Source organism: Aeromonas sp. L_1B5_3 (genome assembly GCF_963866575.1).
In the GTDB taxonomy this organism is placed as follows: domain Bacteria; phylum Pseudomonadota; class Gammaproteobacteria; order Enterobacterales; family Aeromonadaceae; genus Aeromonas; species Aeromonas jandaei.
Genome location: NZ_CAWMDN010000160.1, coordinates 23,038 through 45,642 on the forward strand (window position 1 = coordinate 23,038; position 22,605 = coordinate 45,642).

The following is a 22,605-nucleotide window of genomic DNA, read 5'->3' on the forward strand; positions in this document are numbered from 1 at the left end:
GCAGATCAGTAGCGCGCCAGAATGCGCAGGATGTCGTCTTTGGTGTCGGCCGCAATGATGGCCGCCACGTCCTCTTCATTCATAAACAGCTCGGCCAGCTGGGCGATGGTCTCCACGTGGGAGTTGCTGTCGCTGGCGGCCAGGGTGATCAGCAGCCGGATCGGGTCGTTGCCCTCGGAATCAAAGTTGACCCCCTGCTTGATGACGGTCAGCCCCAGACCCAGCCGGTTGACTCCGTCCTCGGGGCGAGCATGGGGCATCGCCAGACCGGGGCCCAGTACGTAGTAGGGGCCGAGCTCCTCATGAGAGCGAAACAGCGCCGCCACGTAGGAGGGTTCGATGGTGCCATTGGCCAGCAGGGGCGCCGTGGCCAGCTCGATGGCGTGGCGCCAGTCGCGGGCTGCGGGTTCGATGCGGATGACATCCTCGGTCAGCAGTTGAGTCAGCATGGTGGTGATCCGGCTAGTTAAGATGGCGCCAATCTATCGATCTTGCGGTGGTGAAACTGTGAGGGTGATCGCGAAAGTTAGCGCTATCAGATAGCGCTAACATGAAACTGTGATAGCGCTATCACTTCACCCATTAACGGGAGCCATCCTGCCCCTGCGGTAGGGGAAAGAGAGTAGAATCGGCCCTGAGCAAATAGTCAGTGGCGCTCTTTTGCCTTAAAGTGAGCAGCCGCAAGCCGAGGAAGGGATGGATGTCAGAAGCGAAAAAGCGCCGTAGCACGGGTCGGGTGACCCTCAACGATGTGGCCCAGCTGGCCGGAGTGGGGGCCATGACGGTCTCCCGTGCCCTGCGCACCCCCGAACTGGTCTCCGACAAGATGCGCGAGCGTATCGAAGCCGCGGTGGAAGAGCTCGGCTATATCCCCAATCGTGCCGCCGGTGCGCTGGCGTCGGGTATCTCCCAGACCATAGTGGTCATAGTGCCCAGTCTGGCGGATGCCGGTTGTGGCGAGATGATTGCGGGCCTGCAACAGGCCCTGCTCGACGAGGGTTATCAGATCATGCTGGGGGATGCCCAGCATCTGAAACAGCAGGAAGAGAGCTTGCTGACCAGCTTCTTGCAGCACAATCCGGCGGCGGTGGTGCTGTTTGGTGGCGATCCCGGCGAGACGATCCGTGCCCGCCTGAAAGCTGCCCGTTTGCCGGTGGTGGAGGTGGGTGCCATGGCCCGCAGCCCCATCGACATGAATGTGGGAGTCTCCAACTTCGATGCTGGTTATGAGTTGACCCGCCACCTGATCGAACGTGGCTATCGCAATATCGGTTTTCTCTGTGCCCGTCAGGAGCAGTGGATGCTGCAACAGCGGATGCAGGGCTGGCACAAGGCGCTGCTCGACAACTACCTCTCTCCCGATGCCATCATCAACACCTCGGAGCGCCCCAACTTCAGCACGGGGGCGACCATGCTGGGTGAATTCCTGCTGCGCTGGCCAGAGCTCGATGCACTTATCTGCGTCAACGACGAGCTGGCGGCCGGCGTGCTGTTCGAGTGCCAGCGTCGCCATTTGAATGTGCCGGGCAAACTCGCCATCGCCGGATTTGACGATCTCGATGTGGCGCGCGCCTGTTATCCGACCCTGACCTCGGTTCGGATCCCCTATCGCAAAATGGGGCAGGAGGCCGCCGGGCTGATCCTGCGCCAACTGGCCGGAGAGTTGGTAACCGGTACGGCACTGGCTCTCGATTTTCAGCTGCAAAAGCGCCAAAGCAGCTAACCGTTCCTTTTCAATCCCCATCAAAGAGGCAACCATGTTCAAGGCTCTGTTACTGGAAAACCAAGACGGCAAGACCATTCCGACCCTGACCCGACTGACCGAGAGCCAGTTGCCGGAGGGAGAGGTGCGGGTAGCGGTAAGCTACAGCTCCATCAACTACAAGGACGGGTTGGCGATCACGGGCAAGGGCAAGATAGTACGTCAGTGGCCGCTGGTGCCCGGCATCGATTTCGCCGGTACCGTGCTCGAGTCTGCCGACAGCCGCTATCAGCCCGGCGACAAGGTGGTGCTGACCGGTTGGGGTGTGGGCGAAGGGCACTGGGGCGGCATGGCCGAACAGGCGCGGGTCAAGGGCGACTGGCTGGTGCCGCTGCCCGCCGGGCTCGATGAGCGGCAGGCCATGTGCATCGGCACCGCCGGCCTTACCGCCATGCTCTGCGTGCTGGCGCTGGAAGAGGCGGGCATTACCCCGGCAAGCGGTGAGGTGCTGGTCACCGGCGCTGCGGGTGGCGTGGGCTCCACCTCGGTCGCCCTGCTGGCGGCCCTTGGCTATCAGGTGGCGGCGCTGACCGGTCGCCCCGAAGAGCAGGGTGCCATGTTGACTGCACTCGGTGCCAGCCGCATCGTGCCGCGCAGTGAACTGCTGGTGCCAGCCAAACCGCTGGAGAAACAGCTGTGGGCCGGTGCCATCGATACCGTCGGCAGTCAGGTACTGGCCAAACTGCTGGCCCAGATGAACTACGGCGGCGCCGTGGCAGCCTGCGGGCTGGCGGGGGGCTTCGATCTGCCGACCAGCGTGATGCCCTTTATCCTGCGCAATGTGCGGCTGCAGGGGGTCGATTCGGTGATGTGCCCGCTGGCACGTCGTCAACTGGCTTGGCAGCGACTGGCACGGGATCTGCCTGCCAGCTTCTTTGCTCAGGCGGTCACCGAGATAGGGCTGGAGCAGGTGGTCGAGGCTGCCGAGGCCATCACGCTGGGTCAAATCGCGGGGCGCGCTCTGGTCAAACTTTGAACTCTGACGACTGGCGAGCCCGACATTTCCGGATAGAATTGGATTGCGGGTGAACTATCCAAGGAGAGTGAAGATGGGTGGACACAAGCCGGATTACGACTCGTCAGACGATGATTGGGAGCCGGAATCCTGGGAAGAGGAGCTGGATCAGTGGGAAGACGAAAGCTGGCAGGATGATGACCCTTTCGATGACCAGTGAACCACAGCATTGAATGAACAGGCGGGCATTGTGCCCGCCTGATTTTTTTGCGGCGCTCACAGGGCTGGCGTGTGCCTCTTGTGGTCACCGGGTGGCTGGATAAGAATGAACTGCTCAAACGACACTCAAGGATGACTATGCGACTCACCATCATACTGCTGGCAGCCCTGCTGGGTGGCTGCGCTTCCAACAACGATCCCTGCGAGAAGGTGTGGAGCGATGTCGGGGAGGCCGATGGCAAGCTGGGGTTCACCGCCGAGCGGGTCGAGTTCCACCAGGCTCAGTGCGGCAAGAAGGTGGATAGCGAACTGTGGGAGCAGGGACGCCAGAAAGGGCTGGCCTGGTATTGCCGTCCGGAGCACCTCTATCTGGCCGGTCGCTCCGGTGGCGAGTATCGCGGTGTCTGCCCGAACGACATGCAGGCCCGCCGGCTGTTCGAACAGGGACGGCAGGGGTGGACGGATCAATAACGTCCTGACGGGGAGGCGTTACTCCTCTTTCAGCCGCAGCGGTTGGCAGAGGTAGCCTTTCTCGTTGGCACTGCGGGCACATTTGCCGCAGACGAATTTGGGCTTGCGGATTATCTTGCGCAGCGCTTTGAGATCAGTGGGGATTTCGTGGCGGCGCCACTCACACAGGGTCTTGCTGCCCATAACGATTACCTCTACGACTCGACGGACGTATTGTAATCAATTTTCATTTCGAATAAACGACAAACCCGCCAGCCGGGGAGAATCCCTGCTGGCGGGTTTGCGAATGAAACGTTACTGGTAGAGGAATTTGGTGAAGATGAGCTCGCGCACCGCTTTCTTGCCAGTCTCTTTCACCAGCAGCTCGTTTGCCTTGGCTTCGCACTCCTTGCGCAGCTCTTCGCGGCTGACCAGAGACTTGATCTGGTCAGCACTCTTGCTGCCCATCAGGCGGATGATGGCGTCGCGGATCAGCGGATCATGCTGCTCCAGCAGCTTGAGGTCGCCCTCGTTGGCTGCCATCAACTCTACCGTCACCCGGACGTAGCCGAGGGTTTTGCCATCGCTCAGGTAGTTGGTGATGATGTCCGGATCGAGCAGGTGGTAGTAGAAGCCGGGTTTGGGAGCGGCGGCCGCCTCTCCCTCTGCGGGTGGCTCCTCTCCTCCGGAGGCATAGACCTGAAGTGCACCGCAGCTCAGCAACAACACCAGCAGAAATTTGAATAGCTTCATATGGATGGCTCATCAGCAAGAGATACCCCATTTTTGATGCTGCCATCGGGGCCGTCAAGCACGGATGTTCTTACATTTCGCGATTGATTTACGGATAATAAACCGGATTTTAACCTGAACACGGAAATCTCTGGATGGTGATGCTGTGAAGTCCGAGTTGACTGTTCCCCTCACGCTCTCGGGTAGCTGGCTGGCTCCGGAAAGTTGTGAATTACCGGCCTCGCTGCGCCCCTGGTTGCTGGAGCCGGGCTCCATGACCCGGCGGCTGCGTCAGCACAACAGCCACTTCTCGGTCGAGTGGCTTGGCAATCATCAGGTCTCTCTCACAGCCGATGAGCAGTGGCTGGTGGATGCGCCCACCCCGGCCGGGATCTGCCGCGAGGTGATCCTGCACGGCGATCGGGGGCCGGCGGTTCTGGGCTGGACCCTGTTTGCCGATGTGGCGCTGGAGGGAAGCGGGCTGGCCGATCTTGGCGAGCAGCCGCTCGGTGAGCGGATATTCGGCCACGAGCCGGCGCGGCGCGATCATCTGCAAGTGGCGCGCTTCGAGATCGCCGCCAATCCCCGCTGTCCGGCTGCCGTGGTCTGGGGGCGTCGCTCCCGCCTGTTTCTGGGGCCGTGGCCACTGCTGGTTCACGAGCTGTTTCTGCCTTCTCTCGTTTGTAACAAGGAGCTGGAGTGAATCTGTTGACCAAGGAGCGAGGGCTGGCCTATATGCAGTTGGCTCGCATCGACAAACCCATCGGTACCCTGCTGCTGCTCTGGCCCACCCTCTGGGCGCTCTGGCTGGCGGCAGGTGGTGTCCCCAACCTCTGGAATCTCATCGTCTTTGCCGTGGGCGTTTTTCTGATGCGCTCGGCTGGTTGCGTCATCAACGACTATGCGGATCGCGACTTCGATGGCCATGTCAAACGTACCTCCGGGCGCCCGCTGCCGACCGGCAGGGTCGATCCGCGCGAGGCGCTGGCGCTCTTCTTCGTGCTGGCGCTCATCTCGTTTGCCCTGGTACTGACCATGAACCCGCTCACCATCAGCCTGTCGTTTATCGCTCTGTTGCTGGCGGTCTGCTACCCCTTCATGAAGCGGCTCATCTCCAACCCGCAGTTTGTGCTCGGGCTGGCCTTCTCCTGGTCGATCCCCATGGCTTATGCGGCGCAGGCCAACGCTCTACCCCTCGTTGCCTGGCTGCTCTTCCTGGCCAACCTGCTCTGGACCATCGCCTATGACACCCAGTACGCCATGGTGGATAGGGACGATGACCTCAAGCTCGGCCTCAAATCGAGCGCCATCCTGTTTGGCCGCAACGACAAGCGGATCATCGGGGCGCTGCAACTTGGCACCTTGCTTATCATGCTGGTGGTTGGCCAGCTGATGGCGCTGGGAGGCTGGTATTACTGGGGATTGCTGGGGGCTGGCGTGCTCTTCGTCTACCAGCAGCGGCTGATCCGCGAGCGTGAGCGTGAAGCCTGCTTCAAGGCGTTTCTCAACAACAACTATGTAGGGGCGCTGATCTTCATCGGCGTAGTGCTCGATTACCTGCTGGCGTGACCTGTTCCCGCGCAAACTCCGATAAAAAAGAAGGCCGCATCATGCGGCCTTCTTTGTTTGCGTTGCAGATCAGAGCTGGTTGCCCGCCTGAATGGTACGGCGGATCTTGTTGCTCAGCAGCGGCACTATGTTGTCGGCCAGAGCCTGGAAGCGGCCGAGATCCGGCTTGCAGTCGGAGGAGAAGTAACCCTCCTTGCGCAGGGTGTGGATCAGGGTGCTGAACAGCTTCTGGTCGAAGAACTCGGGGGCGTTGATGCCGTGCAAAGTGCCGAGGCGCTCTGCCATCATCAGGCCGTCCGCTTCCAGCTGCTCCGCCTCGATATGGGGCTGGGCCAGCACCCGGGTCAGCACGATGGCGTAGCGCTGCAGGGTCTCCTGAATGCTCTCCGCCAGCAGCAGCAGGCGCATCTGGTTGGCCGGGTTGACCCAGTAGCCGCCATCGCGTGCCTCGATCAGCTGCTGACGTTGCAGTTCGGCCAGCAGGGCATCGACCAGCTCCGGCAGCTCATCCTCTTCGTAGCGCAGGAACAGCTCGGTCTTGAGCAGCGGATAGATGTCGATGCAGCGGGCCAGCAGCTCGCTGTGGGAGATCCCTTCGCAGCGCTCGATCAGGGCTGCTACCAGCGAGGGCATGGCGAACAGGTGGAGGATGTTGTTGCGGTAGTAGGTCAGCAGGATCGCCTGATAGCGGTCGAGACTGATGATCTGGCCCAGCTTGTCCTCGCTCACCTCGAACTTGTTGAGCTCCATAGCCTGATCCAGCAGGGTGGCGGCATCTTCGGCCGGCATGGTGCTGTGCGGGCTGTAGGGCACCTGCTTGAGCAGATCCAGATAGGTGTTGAGCTGGGCCTGCAGTTCGTCGCGGGTCAGGGCGTGACGCTCGGCGGCCAGCAGTGCCAGCGCGCTCAGGGTCAGGCCATTGACAGCGGCAGCCCCGTTGATGCGAGTCATCAGCAGCTCGGCCAGCTCGTTGACGGTACCCGCCATCCACTCCGGACGCTCCTCTTCCCCGATGTGCTGTTTCCAGTCGGGAATATGCTCGCTCAGGTAGCTGTTGAGGGTCAGCGGTTCGCCGAAGTTGACGAAGCCACGGCCGTAGTTGCGCAGCTTGCGCAGGATGCCGAGCACCTGCAGGAAGCTCTCTTTCTCCTTGCGGCTGCCCTTGAGCTCGTTGTGGTAGGTGTTCACCTCCATCACGTGCTCGTAACCGAGATAGACGGGCACCAGAGTGACCGGTCTGTCCAGCCCGCGCATCATCGCCTGCAGGGTCATCGCCAGCATGCCGGTCTTGGGCGGCAGCAGGCGACCGGTACGAGAGCGGCCACCCTCGGTGAAGAACTCCACCGAGTAACCCTTGGCAAACAGCAGGTTGAGGTATTCACGAAATACCGTGCTGTAGAGCGGATTGCCCTTGAAGGTGCGACGAATGAAGAAGGCGCCGCCGTGGCGGAAAATCGGGCCCGCCGGCCAGAAGTTGAGGTTGATGCCCGCCGCGATATGGGGCGGCACCATCCCCTGGTGATAGATGACGTAGGAGAGCAGCAGGTAATCCATGTGGCTGCGGTGGCAGGGGACATAGACGATCTCGTGCCCCTCCTGTGCCAGCTGGCGTACCTTCTCGGCGCCGTTGACGGAGAGTCCGCGGTAGAGCTTGTTCCACAGCCAGCCGAGGAAACTCTCGCCAAGGCGGATCAGCCGGTAGGAGAAGTCGGAGGCGATCTCGTCCATATAGCCGTGAGCCCGCTTCTTGGCTTTCTCGAGGCTGATCCCTTCGCGCTGGGCCTCCTCTTCAATCGCCTGCTGGATCACTTCGGAGTCGAGCAGCTGTTTGAACAGCAGGTGGCGGTTCGGCAGTTTCGGGCCGGTGGCTGCGAGTTGCTGGCGGCTGAAGTGGGTGCGAGCTACCCGCGCCAGTTTGTGGGCGATCCCTTCGTCGGTGCCATGTTTGTCCGCCATATAGCGCAGGGAGAGCGGCGGCGAGAAGCGCACCAGATTCTCGCGACCCTTGAGGATCACGATGAGCGCTTTCTTCAGTCGATTGGGCGCCAGACTGCTGATGATGTTCCAGCCGGATGCCTCTTCGCCTTCCCGACCCGGCGCACGACCCCAGAACAGGGTGACGGGCACCACCTGGATATCCAGCTCGGGATCCTGCTTGTGCAGATCCAGCAGCTGGTGGAACTCCTGCAGGAAGGGGAGCGGTTTGCTGCGTTTGCCAAACAGGGGAGGCGGACGATCCAGACAGACATAGCGCGGCAGCAGCTGGCCGTTAAGCTCCAGCGGGGTGAAGGGGCCGGGCAGACCGAGATCCTCGCAGCACTGCTGCAGTGTCATCAGGTCAGTGATCGAACTGGTCTTCAGGGCGTAGACGATGGGTCTGGCCGGATCCAGATTGAGTTCTGTGATGGGATTTTCCGGCAGGCTCTTGTGATTGACCAAGCCGCTGACCGGCCATTGCAAGATGGCTCTGGAAATCTTCTGTCCTAGGGACATGTGCGTCTGCTCTCCAAAAAAATGCGGCGTGAGCATAGCAAATCGGCGGCCCCTTGTCGCCGAGAGGTACGATGAGTCAGCTGCGCAGGATCAAAACAGCGATAAATGAGCGGTTTGTCGCGACAAATGTCAGCTCTGCCTTGCCTTGGTCACTGCACTGTATATACTGCCAGTGTGCTGTATAAAAAGACAGGTGCCCATTCTATGAAACCCCTTACTCCCCGCCAGGCCGAAGTGCTGGAGTTGATCAAGGCGAATATGAGCGAAACCGGCATGCCGCCGACTCGCGCCGAGATTGCCCAGAAGCTTGGTTTCAAGTCGGCCAATGCGGCCGAAGAACATCTGAAGGCCCTGGCCAAAAAAGGGGTCATCGAGATCATGCCGGGCACGTCCCGCGGCATCCGCCTGCTGCTTGAAGAGGAGGAAGAGGTGCTGGAAGAGAGCGGCCTGCCTCTGATTGGCAAGGTGGCTGCCGGTGAACCTATCCTGGCGCAGGAGCATATCGAGAGCCACTACCAGGTGGATCCCGCCCTGTTCCATCCGCGGGCAGATTTTCTGCTACGGGTGCAGGGGATGAGCATGAAGAACATCGGCATCCTGGATGGCGACCTGCTGGCGGTGCACAAGACTCAGGAGGTGCGCAACGGTCAGGTGGTGGTGGCTCGCCTCGATGAGGATGTCACCGTCAAGCGCTTCCAGCGCAAGGGCAGCCAGGTGTGGCTACTGCCGGAAAACGAAGAGCTCTCCCCCATCGAGGTGGATCTCTCCAGCCAGCACCTTACTATCGAAGGTCTGGCCGTCGGCGTGATCCGCAACGCTGACTGGATGTAATTATCCCTTTGCCATGAGACGGCCTCCTGCGGGAGGCCGTTTTGTTTTTACGCCTTTCCTGTTGGCCTTGCCACTCGCCCATTGCTACAAGACTCGACAGGCGTTCGACGAAGGGAGTGGCTGCCAATCATTCATTTCGGATATATGCTCAAATCAGGGTCTCGCCAATAAAGGGACTTCGTTGCCATGTGTTGCCGGCCTGTGGCGGGTAATTGGGGCAAAGTCAGAACAAGCGTGGACAATGCACCTTCACGGGATATGAAGGGAGAGGGGGCACCCCTGCCATGGGGCGTCACTCGTGGTATGGCAAGTCGCCGTGCTGCCGGCAGAGTCGGGCAGGCGAAACAGCATAACTTGTCGGTCAGGGAGGACTGGTTATGGCATCGAGATCTCCATGGGATACAGAGGTGAGGGAACTGGCACCGGTATCCTCCATCACCCGTTTTTTCAGAGGCAGCCGGTTGACCTGGTTTTACGGACTCTGGCTGCATCACAAGGGCTCGCACTGGACGCTCTGGCTGGGTTGCCCGAAAGAGAAGGTGGTACAGCTGGTGCTGCTGTTCAAGCGGAGCCATGGTGTTGCCAAGTCGCAGGAAAACTGGTTGGCACCCGTGATCCCCATCAGTGCCAGAGCGCTCGGCAAAATGCTGCAGCAGAGGCGCATTAACCGCCCGTGAAGGGCATGGATGGCGCCAGAGACCCACAAAACCGGCTCGTACACGAGCCGGTTTTTGTTTTTGCGGTTGCTGCTTAATTGAACCAAACGGTCTGTTCCTGACCGAGCCGTGTACAAGGAGTCTCCAGTTCATGCTCTGCTGGGGTACAATCTCCCACCTGTCTGGCTATCGATGCTGTGTGTACTGAACCGAAAGGGTCTCTTGTTATGATGAAGCTTCGCTATCCCCTGCTGTTTCTGCTGCTGACAGGCTGCCTGATCCTTGCCTTCTACCTCACCCAGCCAAAACGGCCGGAGCATGCTGACTACTATCCGGTCGGGCGGGACATCAACAACTTCCAGCTGATCGATGCCGACAACAAGCCATTCACCCCGGCCAACTTGCTGGGCCACTGGACCTTTCTCTTCGTCGGTTACACCTTCTGTCCCGATATCTGCCCCACCACGCTGGCCGATATCCGCTCCGTCTACGATCAGCTGAAGAAGCTGGCACCGACCACTCAGGTGGTTTTTGTATCGGCGGATCCCCAGCGCGATGATCCGGCCCGTCTCAAAACCTATACCGCCTTCTTCAACCCCGAGTTCAAGGCGGCGACGGCGCCCCACGACAAACTGTTCCCGTTCGTGCGCAATCTGGGGCTGGTTTACTCCATCGCCAAGGAGGGGGAGAAGGATTACCTGATCGATCACTCCGCCTCCATCGTCCTCATCAACCCCAAGGGCAAGTTGCAGGGGGTATTCCGGCCCAAGGTGGAGCGCGGCCAGGTACCGCTGGTGCAGATGGATAGCATGCTCTCCGACTTTTCCCGCATCCTGAAGCTGACAGGTCACTGAGAGTGACGCACTCTGTTGCCCACTGGTGGCGAGATCCCTCTCGCCACCGCGCCGTCTTTGCCCTCGCCCTGCCGATGGTCTTCTCCAATATCACCACCCCCCTGCTGGGGCTGGTGGATACCTGGGTGATCGGTCATCTCGGGCAGGCCTGGTTTCTCGGGGGCGTCTCGGTCGGGGCGACCCTCATCAATCTCATCTTCTGGCTGCTCGGCTTTCTGCGAATGTCCACCACCGGACTGACGGCACAGGCACACGGTGCTGCTGACGGGCGGGCCCAGTTCGATACCCTGCTGCGCGGGTTGGGGCTGGCCGTTGCCCTCGGGCTGGCCCTGCTTCTGCTGCTGTTTCCCCTGTTGCCATGGCTGATTGCCCTGAGCGGCGGCTCGCCCGAGGTGCAGCTCTATGCTGGCCAATACGTGGCGGTGCGGATCTGGAGCGCTCCGGCGGCGCTCTGCAATCTGGTGATCATGGGTTGGCTGCTGGGGATGCAGGATGCCCGCAGCCCCATGGTGATGCTGATCCTCACCAATCTGGTCAACATGGCGCTCGATGCGTTGTTTGTGCTGGGGCTCGGCTGGCAGGTGCGCGGTGTAGCGGCGGCCTCGGTGCTGGCCGATTACTGCGCGCTGGGGGTCGGCATCTGGCTGGTATCTCGTCAGCTGCGGCAATTGGCGCCAACGGTGTGGCAGGATGGCTGGCAGCGCTGGCGCCAGCTTGCTCCCATGGTGCGGCTGCTCGGCCTCAACCGCGATATCTTCCTGCGCTCCTTATCCCTGCAGCTCTGCTTTGCCTTTATGACTCTGCAAGGTGCCCGGCTGGGCGACGTGGCGGTGGCGGCCAATGCGGTGCTGCTCAACTTCCTGATGCTCATCTCCTACGGGCTCGATGGCTTCGCCTATGCCGTCGAGGCCATGGTCGGGCGAGCCATCGGCTTGCGGGAGCGGTACCGGCTGCGGGAGGCCATCCTGCTCAATCTGGGCTGGGCGGCCCTCATTGCCAGCGGTTTTACTCTGGTATTTGCCCTCTTCGGTAGCCACCTTATCGGCTATATCACCGATATTCCGGCGGTCGTGGCGGAGGCCACCCGCCACCTGCCCTGGCTGGTGGTGATGCCCTTGCTGGCGGTCTGGTGTTTCCTGCTGGATGGTGTCTTTATCGGGGCGACCCGGGCGAAGGAGATGCGCAACAGCATGCTGCTGGCGGCGTTTGGCGGTTTCTTCCCGATCTGGTGGCTCTGTCAGTCGTGGGGTGTTGCGGCACTGTGGGCTGCGATGGCCGCGCTGATGGTGGGGCGTGGCTTGTCGCTCGGGATCAGCTGCTGGCGACTGGAGCGAAGCGGGCGCCTGCTGGACGCCCACCACTGATCATCTGTGGCGCTTACATGGCGCCGGGATAACCGAGCTGGCGCCAGCTCTCGTAGACAAAGACCGAGACTGCATTGGAGAGATTCATGCTGCGGCTCTGGGGCAGCATGGGGATGCGTACCCGCTGCTCGAATGGCAGGCTCTCGATGATCTCGATGGGCAGACCGCGGCTCTCTGGCCCGAACAGCAGGGCGTCGCCAAGGGCAAACTGCACGGCCGAGTGCGCAGTGCGTCCCTTGGTGGTGCAGGCAAATACCCGCTTGGGCGCCACTTCTGCCAGAAAGGCTTCATAGCTCGGCCAGCGCTTCACCTCGGCAAACTCGTGATAGTCGAGTCCTGCCCGCTTCACCCGCTTGTCATCCCACTCAAATCCCAGCGGCTCGATCAGATGGAGCCGGTATCCGGTGTTGGCGCAAAGCCGGATGATATTGCCGGTATTGGGCGGAATTTCCGGCTGGTAGAGGACGATATCGAGCATGACGAGCTCCTGCAAAGAGATGTAAAGGCAAGAAGGGGCGCCAGCATACCCAGCGCCCGTGCCGATGAAAAGGGTCAGGCGACCGGTAGTTTGATGGTGACGGTGAGGCCGGTCGGGTGGTTGTTGCTGGCGGCAATGGTGCCGCCATGGCGCTGGATCGCCTCCGCCGCTATGGCCAGCCCCAGCCCGGTTCCGCCGGTCTTGGCATTGCGGGCATCATCGACCCGGAAGAAGGGCTGGAACAGCAGCGGCTGCTGCTCGTCGGGTACGCCGGGCCCGTCATCCCGAATGGTCATCACCCACTCCTTGCCATCCCGATACCACTCCACCTTGATGAACTCGCGGGCATATTTGAGGGCGTTGCGCAGCGGGTTCTCGATGGCTCGCGAGAGCAGCTCCGGCCACATCTGGATCGACTCGGTCGGCAGTTGCGGCAGCCTGAGCTGTTTGCCGCTCTGGTTCGCCTCGAACATGGCATCTTCGAGCATGGGTTCCAGCAGGTCGGCCAGCGGCTGCACGACGGGGGCCTCCACATGCTGCTGCACCCGCGACAGATCGAGCAGATCCCCGATCAGCTTGTCCAGTCGGCCTATCTCCGATTCGATCCGGGCCAGCTCGGCGCTATCGCCCTGCTTGCGGCGGATAAGCGCCTGCGCCAGCTGCATCCGGGTTAAGGGGCTGCGCAACTCGTGAGATATGTCTGAGAGCAGCTGTTTCTGCTTCTGGATCATGCTCTTGAGCGTCTCCACCATGCGACTGACGTGGTCGGCCAGCTGGCCGATCTCGTCGCGGCGGCCAAGGTTGGGGATCTGCACCTCAAGGTTACCGGCCGCCAGCTGGGAGACCGATTTCTGCAACTGCAGGATCGGGCGGGTCAACCGCCAGGCGAGCAGCAGACAGAGCGGTGTGCTGATCAGCATGGCTACCCCGAGAATGCGGATCGGGTGATCCAGCACCTGAATGAACAGGAACAGGTAGGGGTTTTCGGCATTGAGCCCGAAATAGACGTGGTAGCTGTGGCCGTGATGTTGCATCAGAAAGGGGCCGGCGATCGCCTTGCGGTGCTCGTTGCGCAGCATGGGCTTGCCCGGGTCATCGGCATCCACCATGAAGCGCACCACGAACTTGCGTGGATGAGTGGTGGACTGGATCTGCCCCTTCTCGTCGCGGATATAGACGTTGTCCACCGGCAGCATGGCGATGTTGTCCATCGCCTTGGCCAGATCGAAATCCTGATCCGGGTCGGCGGCATTGAGTAGCGCCTGCACATTGTTCTGCATCCGCGCCACCTCGTGGGTGGGCAGCGGGATCTGGTTGCGGGGATCGAGCGTCGGCAGGCTGATCACTGCCGCGAGGATCACCAGCAACATAAACCAGAACCAGAGGAAGATGTGGGTCGAGATCCCGTTGAGGGAGGTGCCCCCCTTTATTCTTGCTCTAGCCACAGATAGCCGCGCCCCCGTACGGTTTTGAAGCGGGGCTGACCATCGGCGCGCTCCGGTAGCTTCTTGCGCAGGTTGCTCAGGTGCATGTCGATGGCGCGATCGAAGGGTTCCAGCTTCTTGCCGAGCACCTGCTCGGAGAGGTGACTCTTGCTGACGATCTGGCCGGGATTGCGCAGCAGGCACTCCAGCAGGCCGAACTCGGTGGCGGTCAGCTCCAGCAGCTGCTCGCCGCAGCGTGCCTGCTGCAGGCCGGGTTGCAGCACTATGTCCATAAAGCTGACTTCGTCGGAGGAGTTGCCGCGCTGGGGCGGGGCGCTCTGGGTACGGCGCAGGATGGCGCGCACCCGGGCCAGCAGCTCCCGATCATCGAACGGTTTGGCCAGATAGTCGTCGGCCCCCGCCTCAAGACCGTTGACCCGATCCTGGCTGTCGCCACGGGCGGTCAGCATCAGTACCGGTGTTTCATGGGTCTTGCGCAGCTTGGCCAGCATGGCGAAGCCGTTGAGCTTGGGCATCATCACATCGAGCAGCACCAGATTGAAGCTCTGCTCTGCCAGTCGTTGCAGCCCCTCTTCACCATCCTCGGCGACCGTGACCTGAAATCCCTCCAGGGTCAGAATTTCGGTGAGCAACTGGGTCAATTCAAGATCGTCGTCGACCAGGAGTATTCTGTTCATCGGGTGTTATTCCGCAGATTTTCGCGCCAAACTGACGCCGGGGTCAGGGTATAATAAGTTTTTCATCGCCAGAGGAAAGCCGGTTTTGAGCCATCAACAATATTCCCGTTGGGTTACCTTTGCCAGCATGGCGGCCGTCACGACCGCCACCCTGCTCATCATCGGCAAACTGATCGCCTGGCTGATGACAGATTCATCAACCTTGCTGGCATCCCTGACTGACTCCTTTATGGATGTGAGCGCTTCCATCATCAACCTGCTGGCCATCCGTTATGCGCTGGCCCCTGCCGATGACGAGCACCGCTTCGGTCACGGCAAGGCGGAGTCGCTGGCCGGACTCATCCAGTCGGCCTTTATCTCCGGTTCCGCTTTGTTGCTGGTGATGCACGGCATCTCGTCACTGCTCAAGCAGGCACCCATCGAGCGGCTGGAGGCGGGCCTCTGGGTCAGTGGTGGCTCCATCGTGCTGACCCTGCTGCTGGTCAGCTTCCAGAGCTTTGTCATTCGCAAGACCAACAGCGTCGCCATCAAGGCCGACATGCTGCACTACCGCTCTGATCTGCTGCTCAACGCCGGGGTGCTGCTGGCGCTGGTACTGGCGGGGCAGGGGTGGTACTGGGCCGACGGCCTGTTTGCCATCCTGATCGGTCTGTTCCTGCTGTGGGGAGCGTTGCATATTGGTTACGAATCGGTGCAGGCGCTGCTCGATCGTCAGTTGCCAGCCGAAGAACAAGCGAGAATAATGGCCCTTTGCTGCGCCGTCGAAGGGGTTCACGGCGTCCACGATCTGCGCACCCGCCAGTCGGGGCCAACCCGCTTTGTGCAGCTGCACCTTGAGCTGGATGACCAGATCCCTCTGGTCAAGGCCCATCAAATCGCCGATGAAGCCGAGCTGGCCGTGCGCCAGGCTTTCGAGCGAATGGATGTCATTATCCACATGGACCCCATCTCGGTGCTGACAAAAGAACAACAGAGCCCTCACCCTGAACAACAGTAGGCTGCAACATGGATGATCTGGTTGCCAAAACCTGGCAGAAAATTCAGCAAGAAGCACAGTGTATGGCGGCCCAGGAGCCGATGCTGGCCAGCTTCTTCCACTCCACCATTCTCAATCACAAGAATTTGCGCTCGGCCCTCAGCTTCCAGCTGGCCAACAAGCTCGACAGCGCCACCATGCCCGCCATCGCCCTGCGCGAGGTGATCGAGCTGGCCCTGCGCAGCGAGCCGGAGCTGCTGACCGTGGTTGCCGCCGACATCTGTGCCGTACAGGATCGCGATCCGGCGGTTGACCTCTTCTCCACTCCGCTGCTCTACCTCAAGGGATTCCATGCCCTGCAGGGCTATCGGGTCGCCAACTGGCTGTGGCGTCAGGGGCGCCGCTCGCTGGCGCTCTACCTGCAGAACCAGATCTCGGTGGTATTCGGGGTCGATGTGCATCCGGCAGCCCGCATCGGCAAGGGGATCATGTTCGACCACGCCACCGGCATAGTGGTGGGCGAGACGGCGGTCATTGAGGATGACGTCTCCATCCTGCAGAGCGTGACCCTCGGTGGTACCGGCAAGGAGAGTGGCGATCGCCATCCCAAGATCCGCGAAGGGGTGATGATAGGGGCGGGCGCCAAGGTGCTTGGCAATATCGAAGTGGGCATGGGCGCCAAAATCGGCGCAGGTAGCGTGGTGATCAACCCGGTGCCACCCCATACCACAGTCGCTGGCGTACCCGCCAAGATCGTCGGTCGCCCGGAGTGCGACAAGCCTTCACTGGATATGGATCAGTGCCTCTGATCTCCCGGCCGGAGTAGTCGATGGCCAAACGCTGGTCGGGTTATCTGATCCTGGGGATGTGGCTGCTCAACCTGCTGCATCTCTATCTGGGGTTCTCTCCCTGGCCGGCGGCCATTGCTGCCTGGGCCGCTTCCATGCTCACCTGGCCTTGGCTGGCCGGCGCAGCCAGACGGCAGGCGCTGGCACTTTACGGTGCTGCGTTTGTACTGTTGCTCTTCTCCTGGTGGCGGGGGGCCAGCTTCAGTGCCGATGCCTGGCTGCTGCCCAACATCAATATGCTCACCATGTTTGCTGCGGTGAGCACCCTCAATCTCGCTACCTCGGGTCTCTTGACCGGCACTACCTCATGGCAAGGGCGCAAGGGGCTGTGGAGCACCATGGCCAGCCTCAATCTGCTGGGGGCTGTCATCAACCTCTCGGTGCTTTTTATCATTGGCGATCGGCTGGAACGTAACGGTACCCTTGAGCGACGTCAGGTGCTGGTGCTGAGCCGCATCTTCTGCGTTGCCGCCTTCTGGTCCCCCTTCTTTGTCGCCATGGCGGTGGCACTCACTTACGCACCGGGCCTCAAGCTGTCGAACATCTTGCCGTTTGGCGTGGTGGCGACCCTGCTGGCAATGACGATAACGGCCTGGCAGGTGGAGCGGATCGGGGGGGCGGATTTTGCCGGCTATCCGCTGCGGCTGCAGACCCTGGGACTGCCGATCACCCTGGCCGGGCTGGTGCTGCTCATCAAGCAGATCTGGCCAGATCTCGGCATCATGGCAGTTATTGCGCTGGTGGCACCCTTGCTGGCGCTGCTGTTTATGCCGCATTCCGGCCGCAAGGCTGCGCTCAAAAGGCAGGTGGTGGAGCGTTTTCCAGCCATCGGTGGTCAACTGGTACTGTTTCTGGGGGCAGGCCTGCTGGCTGCCGGCATCAACAGCGCCGTGTCGGTCATCGATCTCGGCGGCGGGCACGGTTTGCCGCTGTTCAACCACTTCGGCTGGTTGGAGGCATCTCTCGCACTCTTGCTGATCCTGCTGGTCGCCATCGTCGGGGTACACCCGTTCATCAGTATCTCCGGGCTGGCACCGTTGCTCTGGCCTCTGTCACCGGATCCCAGCCTGCTCGGCATGTGTTTTCTGCTGGGGTGGGGGATTGCCACGGGCACCAGCCCGCTCTCCGGATCCAATCTGGCGCTGGCCTCCCGTTACAACCTGAGTGCTGCCGCCATCTTGCGTGGCAACCTGCTCTATGGCCTGCTGATGTACGGGGTTGGTTGCCTGCTGATGGGGGGCTATATCGCTCTTCACCGGTGAGCTGCGCAGGATGCGAGAAAAATAGACGCATATTTAGACAATACCTCTGTGGAAGAGGCATTTTGCAGCGCACTGGCTTGTTTGTGCCGATAGGCTCGGGGTATGCTGGCTCCACGCGCTTGAATCGCCCTCTGTGGGGCATCGCAATTGAACAAACAGGTATGCATATGTCACTAGAAGTCCTTGAGCAACTCGAATCCAAAGTACAATCCGCCGTCGACAACATCTCCCTGCTGAAGATGGAACTGGACGATCTGAAAGAGCAGAACACCAAGCTGCAAGACGAGAACCATCAGCTGCGCAACGAGCACGCTGCATGGCAGGAGCGTCTGCGTGCCCTGCTGGGCAAGATGGATCAGATGGGCGAAAGCATCTGATCGGTCGCTATCCGCGAGAATTGAAAACGGGCCGCTCCATGAGCGGCCCGTTTGTTTTGGTCAGCCGGGCAATCAGAGTGTCAGCAGCTGCTTGACGGTTTTTTCGATGCCGTCTGCCGCTTCTACGATATTGCTGGCCAGCATGTAGGCGGGGGTGGAGATCACCTTGCGCTCCTGATCCACCACGAACTCGTTGACCGGACAGTTGAGGTGGCTGCCGCCCATCGCTTCGATGGCGTTGGCGGTGCCTTCGTCATGGCCTATGGTGGCCAGGGTGCCGGCGCCGTAGATGAGCGGGATCATGGCCGGAGCGATGCAGATGTAGGCGGCCGGTTTGTTGGCATTGGCAAAGCTCTGGCACGCCTTCAGCACGTCAGGCTGGATTTGGCACTCCGCCCCCTTGATGGCGAAGTCGCACAGGTTCTTGGCTGCGCCAAAGCCACCGGGTACCAGCAGGGCGTCATAATCGGCCGCATCCAGCTCGGCCACATCCTTTATCTGGCCGCGGCAGATACGCGCCGCTTCGACCAGCACGTTGCGACTCTCCCCCTCGCTCACTTCACCGGTCAGGTGGTTGATGACATGGAGCTGCGTGACGTTCGGAGCGAAGCACTGCACGGCAGCACCTTGACGTGCCAGCGCCAGCAAGCTGATGACGGCCTCGTGGATTTCTGCTCCGTCAAAGACGCCGCAGCCACTCAAAATCACGGCCACTTTTTTCATGGCAAACTCCTTGTTGTTGAAAATGTGAGCCAAGATGGATTGTTGTACTTTTGTATGGTTATCGCTCGCCATCCGCTGGTCAAGTCATCTTGCTGTGCTAGGATTGTTTCGTTTCGGATCCTGCCGTACCTACTCCCTTAAATTTTTTTCCACATTGATCGAGATCATCCTCATGGTCTGGCGATCAGTTTTTGTGATCTCAATATATTGTTATATATGTATTTTTTGTTTTTTATCCACAGGGTTGTCACGGTGATTTTTCCGCGACTCCATTTTTGAGCACAGAGTTATCCACAGATTTTAGGCTTGTGTGGCTCTTTCTGCCGGGTCTTTGCCCCTCTTGGTGTGAGGGGGGGCCTGTGGCATCCTAGCGGCTGTTTATCTCTGGCAGGACGATTTCATGGCCCCTAGCAATCCCCTTATTCTGGTCGACGGCTCCTCTTATCTTTACCGCGCCTTCTTTGCCTCCCAGCAGGCCGATCTGCGCACCTCGACCGGTTTGCCGAGCGGCGCCGTCCGCGTCATGGCCAACATGATGCGCAGCCTGCGCAAGCAGTATCCCGACTGCCACGTGGCCGTGGTGTTTGATGCCAAGGGCAAGACCTTCCGCGACGACATCTATCCCGAATACAAGGCCAACCGGGCCAGTATGCCGGACGATCTGCGTAGCCAGGTTGCCCCAATCCACCAGATGATCAAGGCGATGGGTTTCCCCTTCCTGATGGTGGAAGGGGTAGAAGCGGACGATGTGATCGGCACTCTGGCCCGTCAGGCGACCGAGAAGCAGCTGCCGGTGCTGATCAGTACCGGTGACAAGGACATGGCGCAGCTGGTCTCCGACCATGTCACCCTGATCGACACCATGAAAGATGTGAAGACCGATCGGGAGGGGGTGATCGAGAAGTTCGGCGTACCGCCCGAGCTCATCATCGACTATCTGGCCCTGATGGGGGACAAGGTGGACAACATCCCCGGCATGACCGGTGTCGGCGAGAAGACCGCACTGGCCCTGCTGCAGGGGATCGGCAGCATCGACGAGATCGCCGCCAACCTCGACAAGGTGGCTGCGCTCGGTTTCCGTGGCTCCAAGGCGTTCGCCGACAAGTTCCGCGAGCAGGAGGAGCAGGTGCGCCTCTCCTATGTGCTGGCCACCATCAAGACCGACGTGGCGCTGGAGCAGAGTCTGGAAGAGCTGCAGCTCGGCCCCATCGACAAGGAGGCTCTGCTGGCGGTCTATCGCGAGTACGAGCTGCGCAACCTGATCAAAGAGCTGGAATCCGGCGACGCTGATGAGAGCGAAGCCGAAGGTGATGATGAAGGTGTCGCCCCGGTATCTGCCATCGAGACCGACTATCGCTGCATTCTGGACGAGGCCGAATTCGACGACTGGCTGGCCCGTCTGCAGGCGGCTCCGCTGTTTGCCTTCGACACCGAGACCACCAGTCTCGACTATATGGAAGCGCGGGTCGTTGGCGTCTCCTTTGCCATCGAGCCGGGCAAGGCAGCCTACGTGCCCTTCGGCCACGACTATCTGGGGGCGCCGGTCCAGCTGACCGAGGCCGTGGTACTCGGCAAGCTCAAGCCGCTGCTGGAAGATCCGGCCCGCCTCAAGGTTGGGCAGAACCTCAAGTACGACCGCAACGTGCTGCTCAATCACGGCATCGAGCTGCAGGGTATCGCCTACGACACCATGCTCGAGTCCTATGTGCTCAACTCCATTGCCAGCCGTCACGACATGGATTCACTGGCTCGCAAGTATCTGAACGCCGAGACCATCTCGTTCGAGGACATCGCCGGCAAGGGGGTCAAGCAGCTCACCTTCAACCAGATCGAGCTGGAGCAGGCGGCTCCTTACGCAGCGGAAGATGCCGACATCACCCTGCGTCTGCATCAGGCGCTGTGGGGCAAGCTCTCTACCGAGCCGGGCCTCGCCAAAGTATTCAGTGAGATCGAATTGCCCCTGTTGCCGGTTCTGGCGCGAATGGAGCGACTCGGTACCACTATCGAACCCAAGCTGCTGCATCAGCAGAGTCAGGAGATCGAAGTGCGTCTGGCAGAGCTGGAGAAACAGGCTCACGAGCTGGCCGGGCAGGAGTTCAACCTCTCCTCGCCCAAGCAGCTGGGGGAGATCCTCTTCACCAAGCTGGGGCTGCCGATCATCAAAAAGACCCCCAAGGGTGCGCCATCCACAGCGGAAGAGGTGCTGGCCGAGCTGGCTGAGACCTATGAGCTGCCGCGCCTCCTGATGGAGCACCGTGGGTTGGCCAAACTGAAGTCCACCTACACCGACAAGCTGCCGCTGATGATCAAGCCGCAGACCGGACGGGTACACACCTCCTATCATCAGGCAGTGGCGGCAACCGGTCGACTCTCCTCCACCGATCCCAACCTGCAGAACATCCCGGTACGCAACGAACAGGGGCGCCGGATCCGTCAGGCCTTTATCCCGTGCGCCGGTTACAAGCTGGTGGCGGCAGACTACTCCCAGATCGAGTTGCGCATCATGGCGCACCTTTCCGGTGACAAGGGGCTACTGACCGCCTTTGCCGAGGGCAAGGACATCCACAAGGCGACCGCCGCCGAGGTATTTGGCGTGGAGCTCGATGCGGTCACCACCGACATGCGCCGCAGCGCCAAGGCGATCAACTTCGGCCTTATCTACGGCATGAGTGCCTTTGGTCTGGCCAAGCAGTTGGGTATCGGCCGTGCCGAGGCGCAGAAGTACATGGATCTCTACTTCGAGCGCTATCCGGGCGTACTGGAGTATATGGAGCGTACCCGTCAGCAGGCGGAAGCCCAGGGTTATGTCGAGACCCTGTTTGGCCGTCGCCTCTATCTGCCGGATATCAAGTCGCGCAACGCCGGTCTGCGCAAGGCAGCCGAACGGGCCGCCATCAACGCGCCCATGCAGGGTACGGCTGCCGACATCATCAAGCGCGCCATGATCAACGTGGACAGCTGGATCCGCGGGATTGAAGATGAGTCGATCCGCATGCTGATGCAGGTACACGATGAACTGGTGTTCGAGATCCGCGAAGAGAAGCTGGAGGAGTACATCGCCATCATCAAGGAGAAGATGTCTGCCGCAGCTGAACTGGATGTGCCGCTGGTGGTGGAGGCGGGCACCGGCGACAACTGGGATCAGGCCCACTGATCTCCGGTCAGCCGTTTTGCACTGCTATATAGCTATATAAGAAGCAGAAGCCCGGTATCATGCCGGGCTTCCTGTTTCTGGCAGCTCTATCAGGTCTCTTGCAGATACTCATCCTTGAGCAGGACATAGTTGTCCGCCGAGGTTTTGAGGAAGGCGACCTCGGCGGGTTTGAGCGGACGAGCCTGTTTGACGGGATTACCTATATATAGAAAGCCCGATTCGAGTCGCTTGCCCGGTGGTACCAGCGAACCTGCGCCGATCATCACATCATCTTCAACCACGACGCCATCAAGCAGAATGGCACCCATACCGACCAGCACCCGGTTGCCGATGGTGCAGCCGTGCAGCATAGCCTTGTGACCGACCGTGACATCCTCACCGATCAGCAGCGGATAGCCGATCGGATTGCTGGCGCTCTTGCGGGTCAGGTGCAGTACCGTGCCGTCCTGAATATTGCTGCGGGCGCCGATACGGATATGGTTCACATCCCCCCGTGCCGCCACCATGGGCCAGATGCTGGCATCGTCACCCAGCTCGATATCGCCCACCAGGGTGGCGCAGGGGTCTACATATACTCGCTTGCCCAGTTGTGGGCGTTTTCCTTTGTAGGGTCTCAGTCGCAAGTCCATCTTGGCCTCCTTGTTTTCGGCCATTCTAACAACCTGAAGGCTGTTTCTGTGGATAAGTTTGTATAAAAGCTGTGGCTGGATATGAATAACTAAAAAAGAGCAGTTTTTTGCAATTTTATTGCAGGAGAGGGGTTGCCAGAACGAATTCACT

The 22,605-nt window shown here is 60.5% G+C and carries 24 protein-coding genes; 15 read left to right on the forward strand and 9 right to left on the reverse strand.

The window, feature by feature from the left end; all coding sequences use genetic code 11:
• Positions 1-5: 5 nt before the first annotated feature.
• On the reverse strand, positions 6-449 hold the full coding sequence (locus AACR93_RS20765; protein ID WP_005356016.1) for a PTS sugar transporter subunit IIA: 444 nt from the start codon (positions 447-449) through the stop codon (positions 6-8).
• A gap of 251 nt (positions 450-700) precedes the next feature.
• Here AACR93_RS20765 and AACR93_RS20770 point away from each other — a divergent pair, with 251 nt between their 5' ends.
• The 4 genes from AACR93_RS20770 to AACR93_RS20785 all read left to right on the forward strand — a co-directional run bounded on the left by AACR93_RS20770 (position 701) and on the right by AACR93_RS20785 (position 3,407).
• The gene (locus AACR93_RS20770; RefSeq protein WP_041210783.1) at positions 701-1,723 is read left to right on the forward strand and encodes a LacI family DNA-binding transcriptional regulator; all 1,023 of its coding nucleotides are present in this window, start codon (positions 701-703) and stop codon (positions 1,721-1,723) included.
• Between the two features lie 34 nt (positions 1,724-1,757).
• Positions 1,758-2,738 (forward strand): acrylyl-CoA reductase (NADPH), encoded by a 981-nt coding sequence (gene acuI / locus AACR93_RS20775; protein ID WP_043851863.1) that lies wholly within the window; start codon positions 1,758-1,760, stop codon positions 2,736-2,738.
• 73 nt (positions 2,739-2,811) lie between these two features.
• On the forward strand, positions 2,812-2,937 hold the full coding sequence (locus AACR93_RS20780; RefSeq protein ID WP_255940094.1) for a hypothetical protein: 126 nt from the start codon (positions 2,812-2,814) through the stop codon (positions 2,935-2,937).
• Positions 2,938-3,074: 137 nt separating this feature from the next.
• Positions 3,075-3,407, forward strand: coding sequence for a DUF2799 domain-containing protein (locus AACR93_RS20785; RefSeq protein WP_042030392.1), 333 nt, complete (start codon positions 3,075-3,077; stop codon positions 3,405-3,407).
• Between the two features lie 18 nt (positions 3,408-3,425).
• On the opposite strand, the gene AACR93_RS20790 is transcribed toward AACR93_RS20785, so the two are convergent.
• Positions 3,426-3,590 (reverse strand): hypothetical protein, encoded by a 165-nt coding sequence (locus AACR93_RS20790; RefSeq protein ID WP_104016832.1) that lies wholly within the window; start codon positions 3,588-3,590, stop codon positions 3,426-3,428.
• Positions 3,591-3,701: 111 nt separating this feature from the next.
• On the reverse strand, positions 3,702-4,139 hold the full coding sequence (locus AACR93_RS20795) for a flagellar basal body-associated FliL family protein (protein ID WP_033113609.1): 438 nt from the start codon (positions 4,137-4,139) through the stop codon (positions 3,702-3,704).
• A gap of 145 nt (positions 4,140-4,284) precedes the next feature.
• Here AACR93_RS20795 and AACR93_RS20800 point away from each other — a divergent pair, with 145 nt between their 5' ends.
• A complete protein-coding gene (locus tag AACR93_RS20800; protein ID WP_043851864.1) occupies positions 4,285-4,821 on the forward strand; it encodes a chorismate--pyruvate lyase family protein in 537 nt (178 codons plus the stop codon).
• Positions 4,818-5,687: a 4-hydroxybenzoate octaprenyltransferase gene (gene ubiA / locus AACR93_RS20805; protein WP_071914913.1), complete on the forward strand. Its 870-nt coding sequence runs from the start codon at positions 4,818-4,820 to the stop codon at positions 5,685-5,687. Before AACR93_RS20800 ends, ubiA begins: the two co-directional genes overlap by 4 nt.
• A 69-nt stretch (positions 5,688-5,756) precedes the next feature.
• Here ubiA and plsB read toward each other — a convergent pair whose 3' ends face one another.
• Positions 5,757-8,180, reverse strand: coding sequence for a glycerol-3-phosphate 1-O-acyltransferase PlsB (gene plsB, locus AACR93_RS20810; protein ID WP_041210787.1), 2,424 nt, complete (start codon positions 8,178-8,180; stop codon positions 5,757-5,759).
• Positions 8,181-8,384: 204 nt separating this feature from the next.
• Here plsB and lexA point away from each other — a divergent pair, with 204 nt between their 5' ends.
• The 4 genes from lexA to dinF all read left to right on the forward strand — a co-directional run bounded on the left by lexA (position 8,385) and on the right by dinF (position 11,885).
• Positions 8,385-9,011 (forward strand): transcriptional repressor LexA, encoded by a 627-nt coding sequence (gene lexA / locus AACR93_RS20815; protein WP_033113613.1) that lies wholly within the window; start codon positions 8,385-8,387, stop codon positions 9,009-9,011.
• Between the two features lie 461 nt (positions 9,012-9,472).
• Complete coding sequence (locus AACR93_RS20820; RefSeq protein WP_081849401.1) at positions 9,473-9,688, forward strand: hypothetical protein; 216 nt, start codon at positions 9,473-9,475, stop codon at positions 9,686-9,688.
• 206 nt (positions 9,689-9,894) lie between these two features.
• Entirely contained in the window at positions 9,895-10,521 is a 627-nt protein-coding gene (locus AACR93_RS20825) for an SCO family protein (protein ID WP_043851866.1), read from the forward strand.
• Between the two features lie 2 nt (positions 10,522-10,523).
• On the forward strand, positions 10,524-11,885 hold the full coding sequence (gene dinF, locus AACR93_RS20830) for an MATE family efflux transporter DinF (RefSeq protein ID WP_043851867.1): 1,362 nt from the start codon (positions 10,524-10,526) through the stop codon (positions 11,883-11,885).
• Between the two features lie 13 nt (positions 11,886-11,898).
• Here dinF and trmL read toward each other — a convergent pair whose 3' ends face one another.
• The 3 genes from trmL to AACR93_RS20845 all read right to left on the reverse strand — a co-directional run bounded on the left by trmL (position 11,899) and on the right by AACR93_RS20845 (position 14,485).
• Positions 11,899-12,363: a tRNA (uridine(34)/cytosine(34)/5-carboxymethylaminomethyluridine(34)-2'-O)-methyltransferase TrmL gene (trmL, locus tag AACR93_RS20835; protein ID WP_042030399.1), complete on the reverse strand. Its 465-nt coding sequence runs from the start codon at positions 12,361-12,363 to the stop codon at positions 11,899-11,901.
• 74 nt (positions 12,364-12,437) lie between these two features.
• Positions 12,438-13,808 (reverse strand): ATP-binding protein, encoded by a 1,371-nt coding sequence (locus AACR93_RS20840; protein WP_197077977.1) that lies wholly within the window; start codon positions 13,806-13,808, stop codon positions 12,438-12,440.
• Positions 13,790-14,485 carry a response regulator gene (locus AACR93_RS20845; protein ID WP_041210792.1) on the reverse strand — a complete coding sequence of 232 codons (696 nt, stop codon included), beginning with the start codon at positions 14,483-14,485 and terminating at the stop codon, positions 13,790-13,792. Before AACR93_RS20845 ends, AACR93_RS20840 begins: the two co-directional genes overlap by 19 nt.
• A gap of 85 nt (positions 14,486-14,570) precedes the next feature.
• On the opposite strand from AACR93_RS20845, the gene fieF reads away from it, so the two are divergent.
• The 4 genes from fieF (at position 14,571) to AACR93_RS20865 (ending at position 17,948) form a co-directional block, all read left to right on the forward strand.
• Complete coding sequence (fieF, locus tag AACR93_RS20850; RefSeq protein ID WP_041210793.1) at positions 14,571-15,482, forward strand: cation efflux pump FieF; 912 nt, start codon at positions 14,571-14,573, stop codon at positions 15,480-15,482.
• Positions 15,483-15,490: 8 nt separating this feature from the next.
• Entirely contained in the window at positions 15,491-16,270 is a 780-nt protein-coding gene (cysE, locus tag AACR93_RS20855) for a serine O-acetyltransferase (protein ID WP_033113620.1), read from the forward strand.
• A gap of 20 nt (positions 16,271-16,290) precedes the next feature.
• The gene (locus AACR93_RS20860) at positions 16,291-17,571 is read left to right on the forward strand and encodes a hypothetical protein (protein ID WP_043851868.1); all 1,281 of its coding nucleotides are present in this window, start codon (positions 16,291-16,293) and stop codon (positions 17,569-17,571) included.
• A gap of 167 nt (positions 17,572-17,738) precedes the next feature.
• Positions 17,739-17,948, forward strand: a complete 210-nt coding sequence (locus tag AACR93_RS20865; protein ID WP_033113622.1) for a cell division protein ZapB — start codon at positions 17,739-17,741, stop codon at positions 17,946-17,948.
• Positions 17,949-18,020: 72 nt separating this feature from the next.
• On the opposite strand, the gene elbB is transcribed toward AACR93_RS20865, so the two are convergent.
• Positions 18,021-18,671, reverse strand: coding sequence for an isoprenoid biosynthesis glyoxalase ElbB (elbB, locus tag AACR93_RS20870; protein ID WP_043851873.1), 651 nt, complete (start codon positions 18,669-18,671; stop codon positions 18,021-18,023).
• Between the two features lie 400 nt (positions 18,672-19,071).
• Here elbB and polA point away from each other — a divergent pair, with 400 nt between their 5' ends.
• Entirely contained in the window at positions 19,072-21,825 is a 2,754-nt protein-coding gene (gene polA / locus AACR93_RS20875; RefSeq protein ID WP_043851869.1) for a DNA polymerase I, read from the forward strand.
• Positions 21,826-21,914: 89 nt separating this feature from the next.
• Here the strand turns inward: polA and AACR93_RS20880 are convergent, their stop codons facing one another.
• Positions 21,915-22,454, reverse strand: coding sequence for a gamma carbonic anhydrase family protein (locus tag AACR93_RS20880; protein ID WP_043851874.1), 540 nt, complete (start codon positions 22,452-22,454; stop codon positions 21,915-21,917).
• Positions 22,455-22,605 lie beyond the last annotated feature (151 nt).

Coding starts and splice junctions, on each gene's coding strand:
- AACR93_RS20765 (WP_005356016.1), bottom strand. CDS start 449: ATGCTGACTCAACTGCTGACCGAGGATGTCATCCGCATCGAACCCGCA.
- AACR93_RS20770 (WP_041210783.1), top strand. CDS start 701: ATGTCAGAAGCGAAAAAGCGCCGTAGCACGGGTCGGGTGACCCTCAAC.
- acuI (WP_043851863.1), top strand. CDS start 1,758: ATGTTCAAGGCTCTGTTACTGGAAAACCAAGACGGCAAGACCATTCCG.
- AACR93_RS20780 (WP_255940094.1), top strand. CDS start 2,812: ATGGGTGGACACAAGCCGGATTACGACTCGTCAGACGATGATTGGGAG.
- AACR93_RS20785 (WP_042030392.1), top strand. CDS start 3,075: ATGCGACTCACCATCATACTGCTGGCAGCCCTGCTGGGTGGCTGCGCT.
- AACR93_RS20790 (WP_104016832.1), bottom strand. CDS start 3,590: ATGGGCAGCAAGACCCTGTGTGAGTGGCGCCGCCACGAAATCCCCACT.
- AACR93_RS20795 (WP_033113609.1), bottom strand. CDS start 4,139: ATGAAGCTATTCAAATTTCTGCTGGTGTTGTTGCTGAGCTGCGGTGCA.
- plsB (WP_041210787.1), bottom strand. CDS start 8,180: ATGTCCCTAGGACAGAAGATTTCCAGAGCCATCTTGCAATGGCCGGTC.
- lexA (WP_033113613.1), top strand. CDS start 8,385: ATGAAACCCCTTACTCCCCGCCAGGCCGAAGTGCTGGAGTTGATCAAG.
- AACR93_RS20825 (WP_043851866.1), top strand. CDS start 9,895: ATGATGAAGCTTCGCTATCCCCTGCTGTTTCTGCTGCTGACAGGCTGC.
- trmL (WP_042030399.1), bottom strand. CDS start 12,363: ATGCTCGATATCGTCCTCTACCAGCCGGAAATTCCGCCCAATACCGGC.
- AACR93_RS20845 (WP_041210792.1), bottom strand. CDS start 14,485: ATGAACAGAATACTCCTGGTCGACGACGATCTTGAATTGACCCAGTTG.
- cysE (WP_033113620.1), top strand. CDS start 15,491: ATGGATGATCTGGTTGCCAAAACCTGGCAGAAAATTCAGCAAGAAGCA.
- AACR93_RS20860 (WP_043851868.1), top strand. CDS start 16,291: ATGGCCAAACGCTGGTCGGGTTATCTGATCCTGGGGATGTGGCTGCTC.
- AACR93_RS20865 (WP_033113622.1), top strand. CDS start 17,739: ATGTCACTAGAAGTCCTTGAGCAACTCGAATCCAAAGTACAATCCGCC.
- elbB (WP_043851873.1), bottom strand. CDS start 18,671: ATGAAAAAAGTGGCCGTGATTTTGAGTGGCTGCGGCGTCTTTGACGGA.
- polA (WP_043851869.1), top strand. CDS start 19,072: ATGGCCCCTAGCAATCCCCTTATTCTGGTCGACGGCTCCTCTTATCTT.
- AACR93_RS20880 (WP_043851874.1), bottom strand. CDS start 22,454: ATGGACTTGCGACTGAGACCCTACAAAGGAAAACGCCCACAACTGGGC.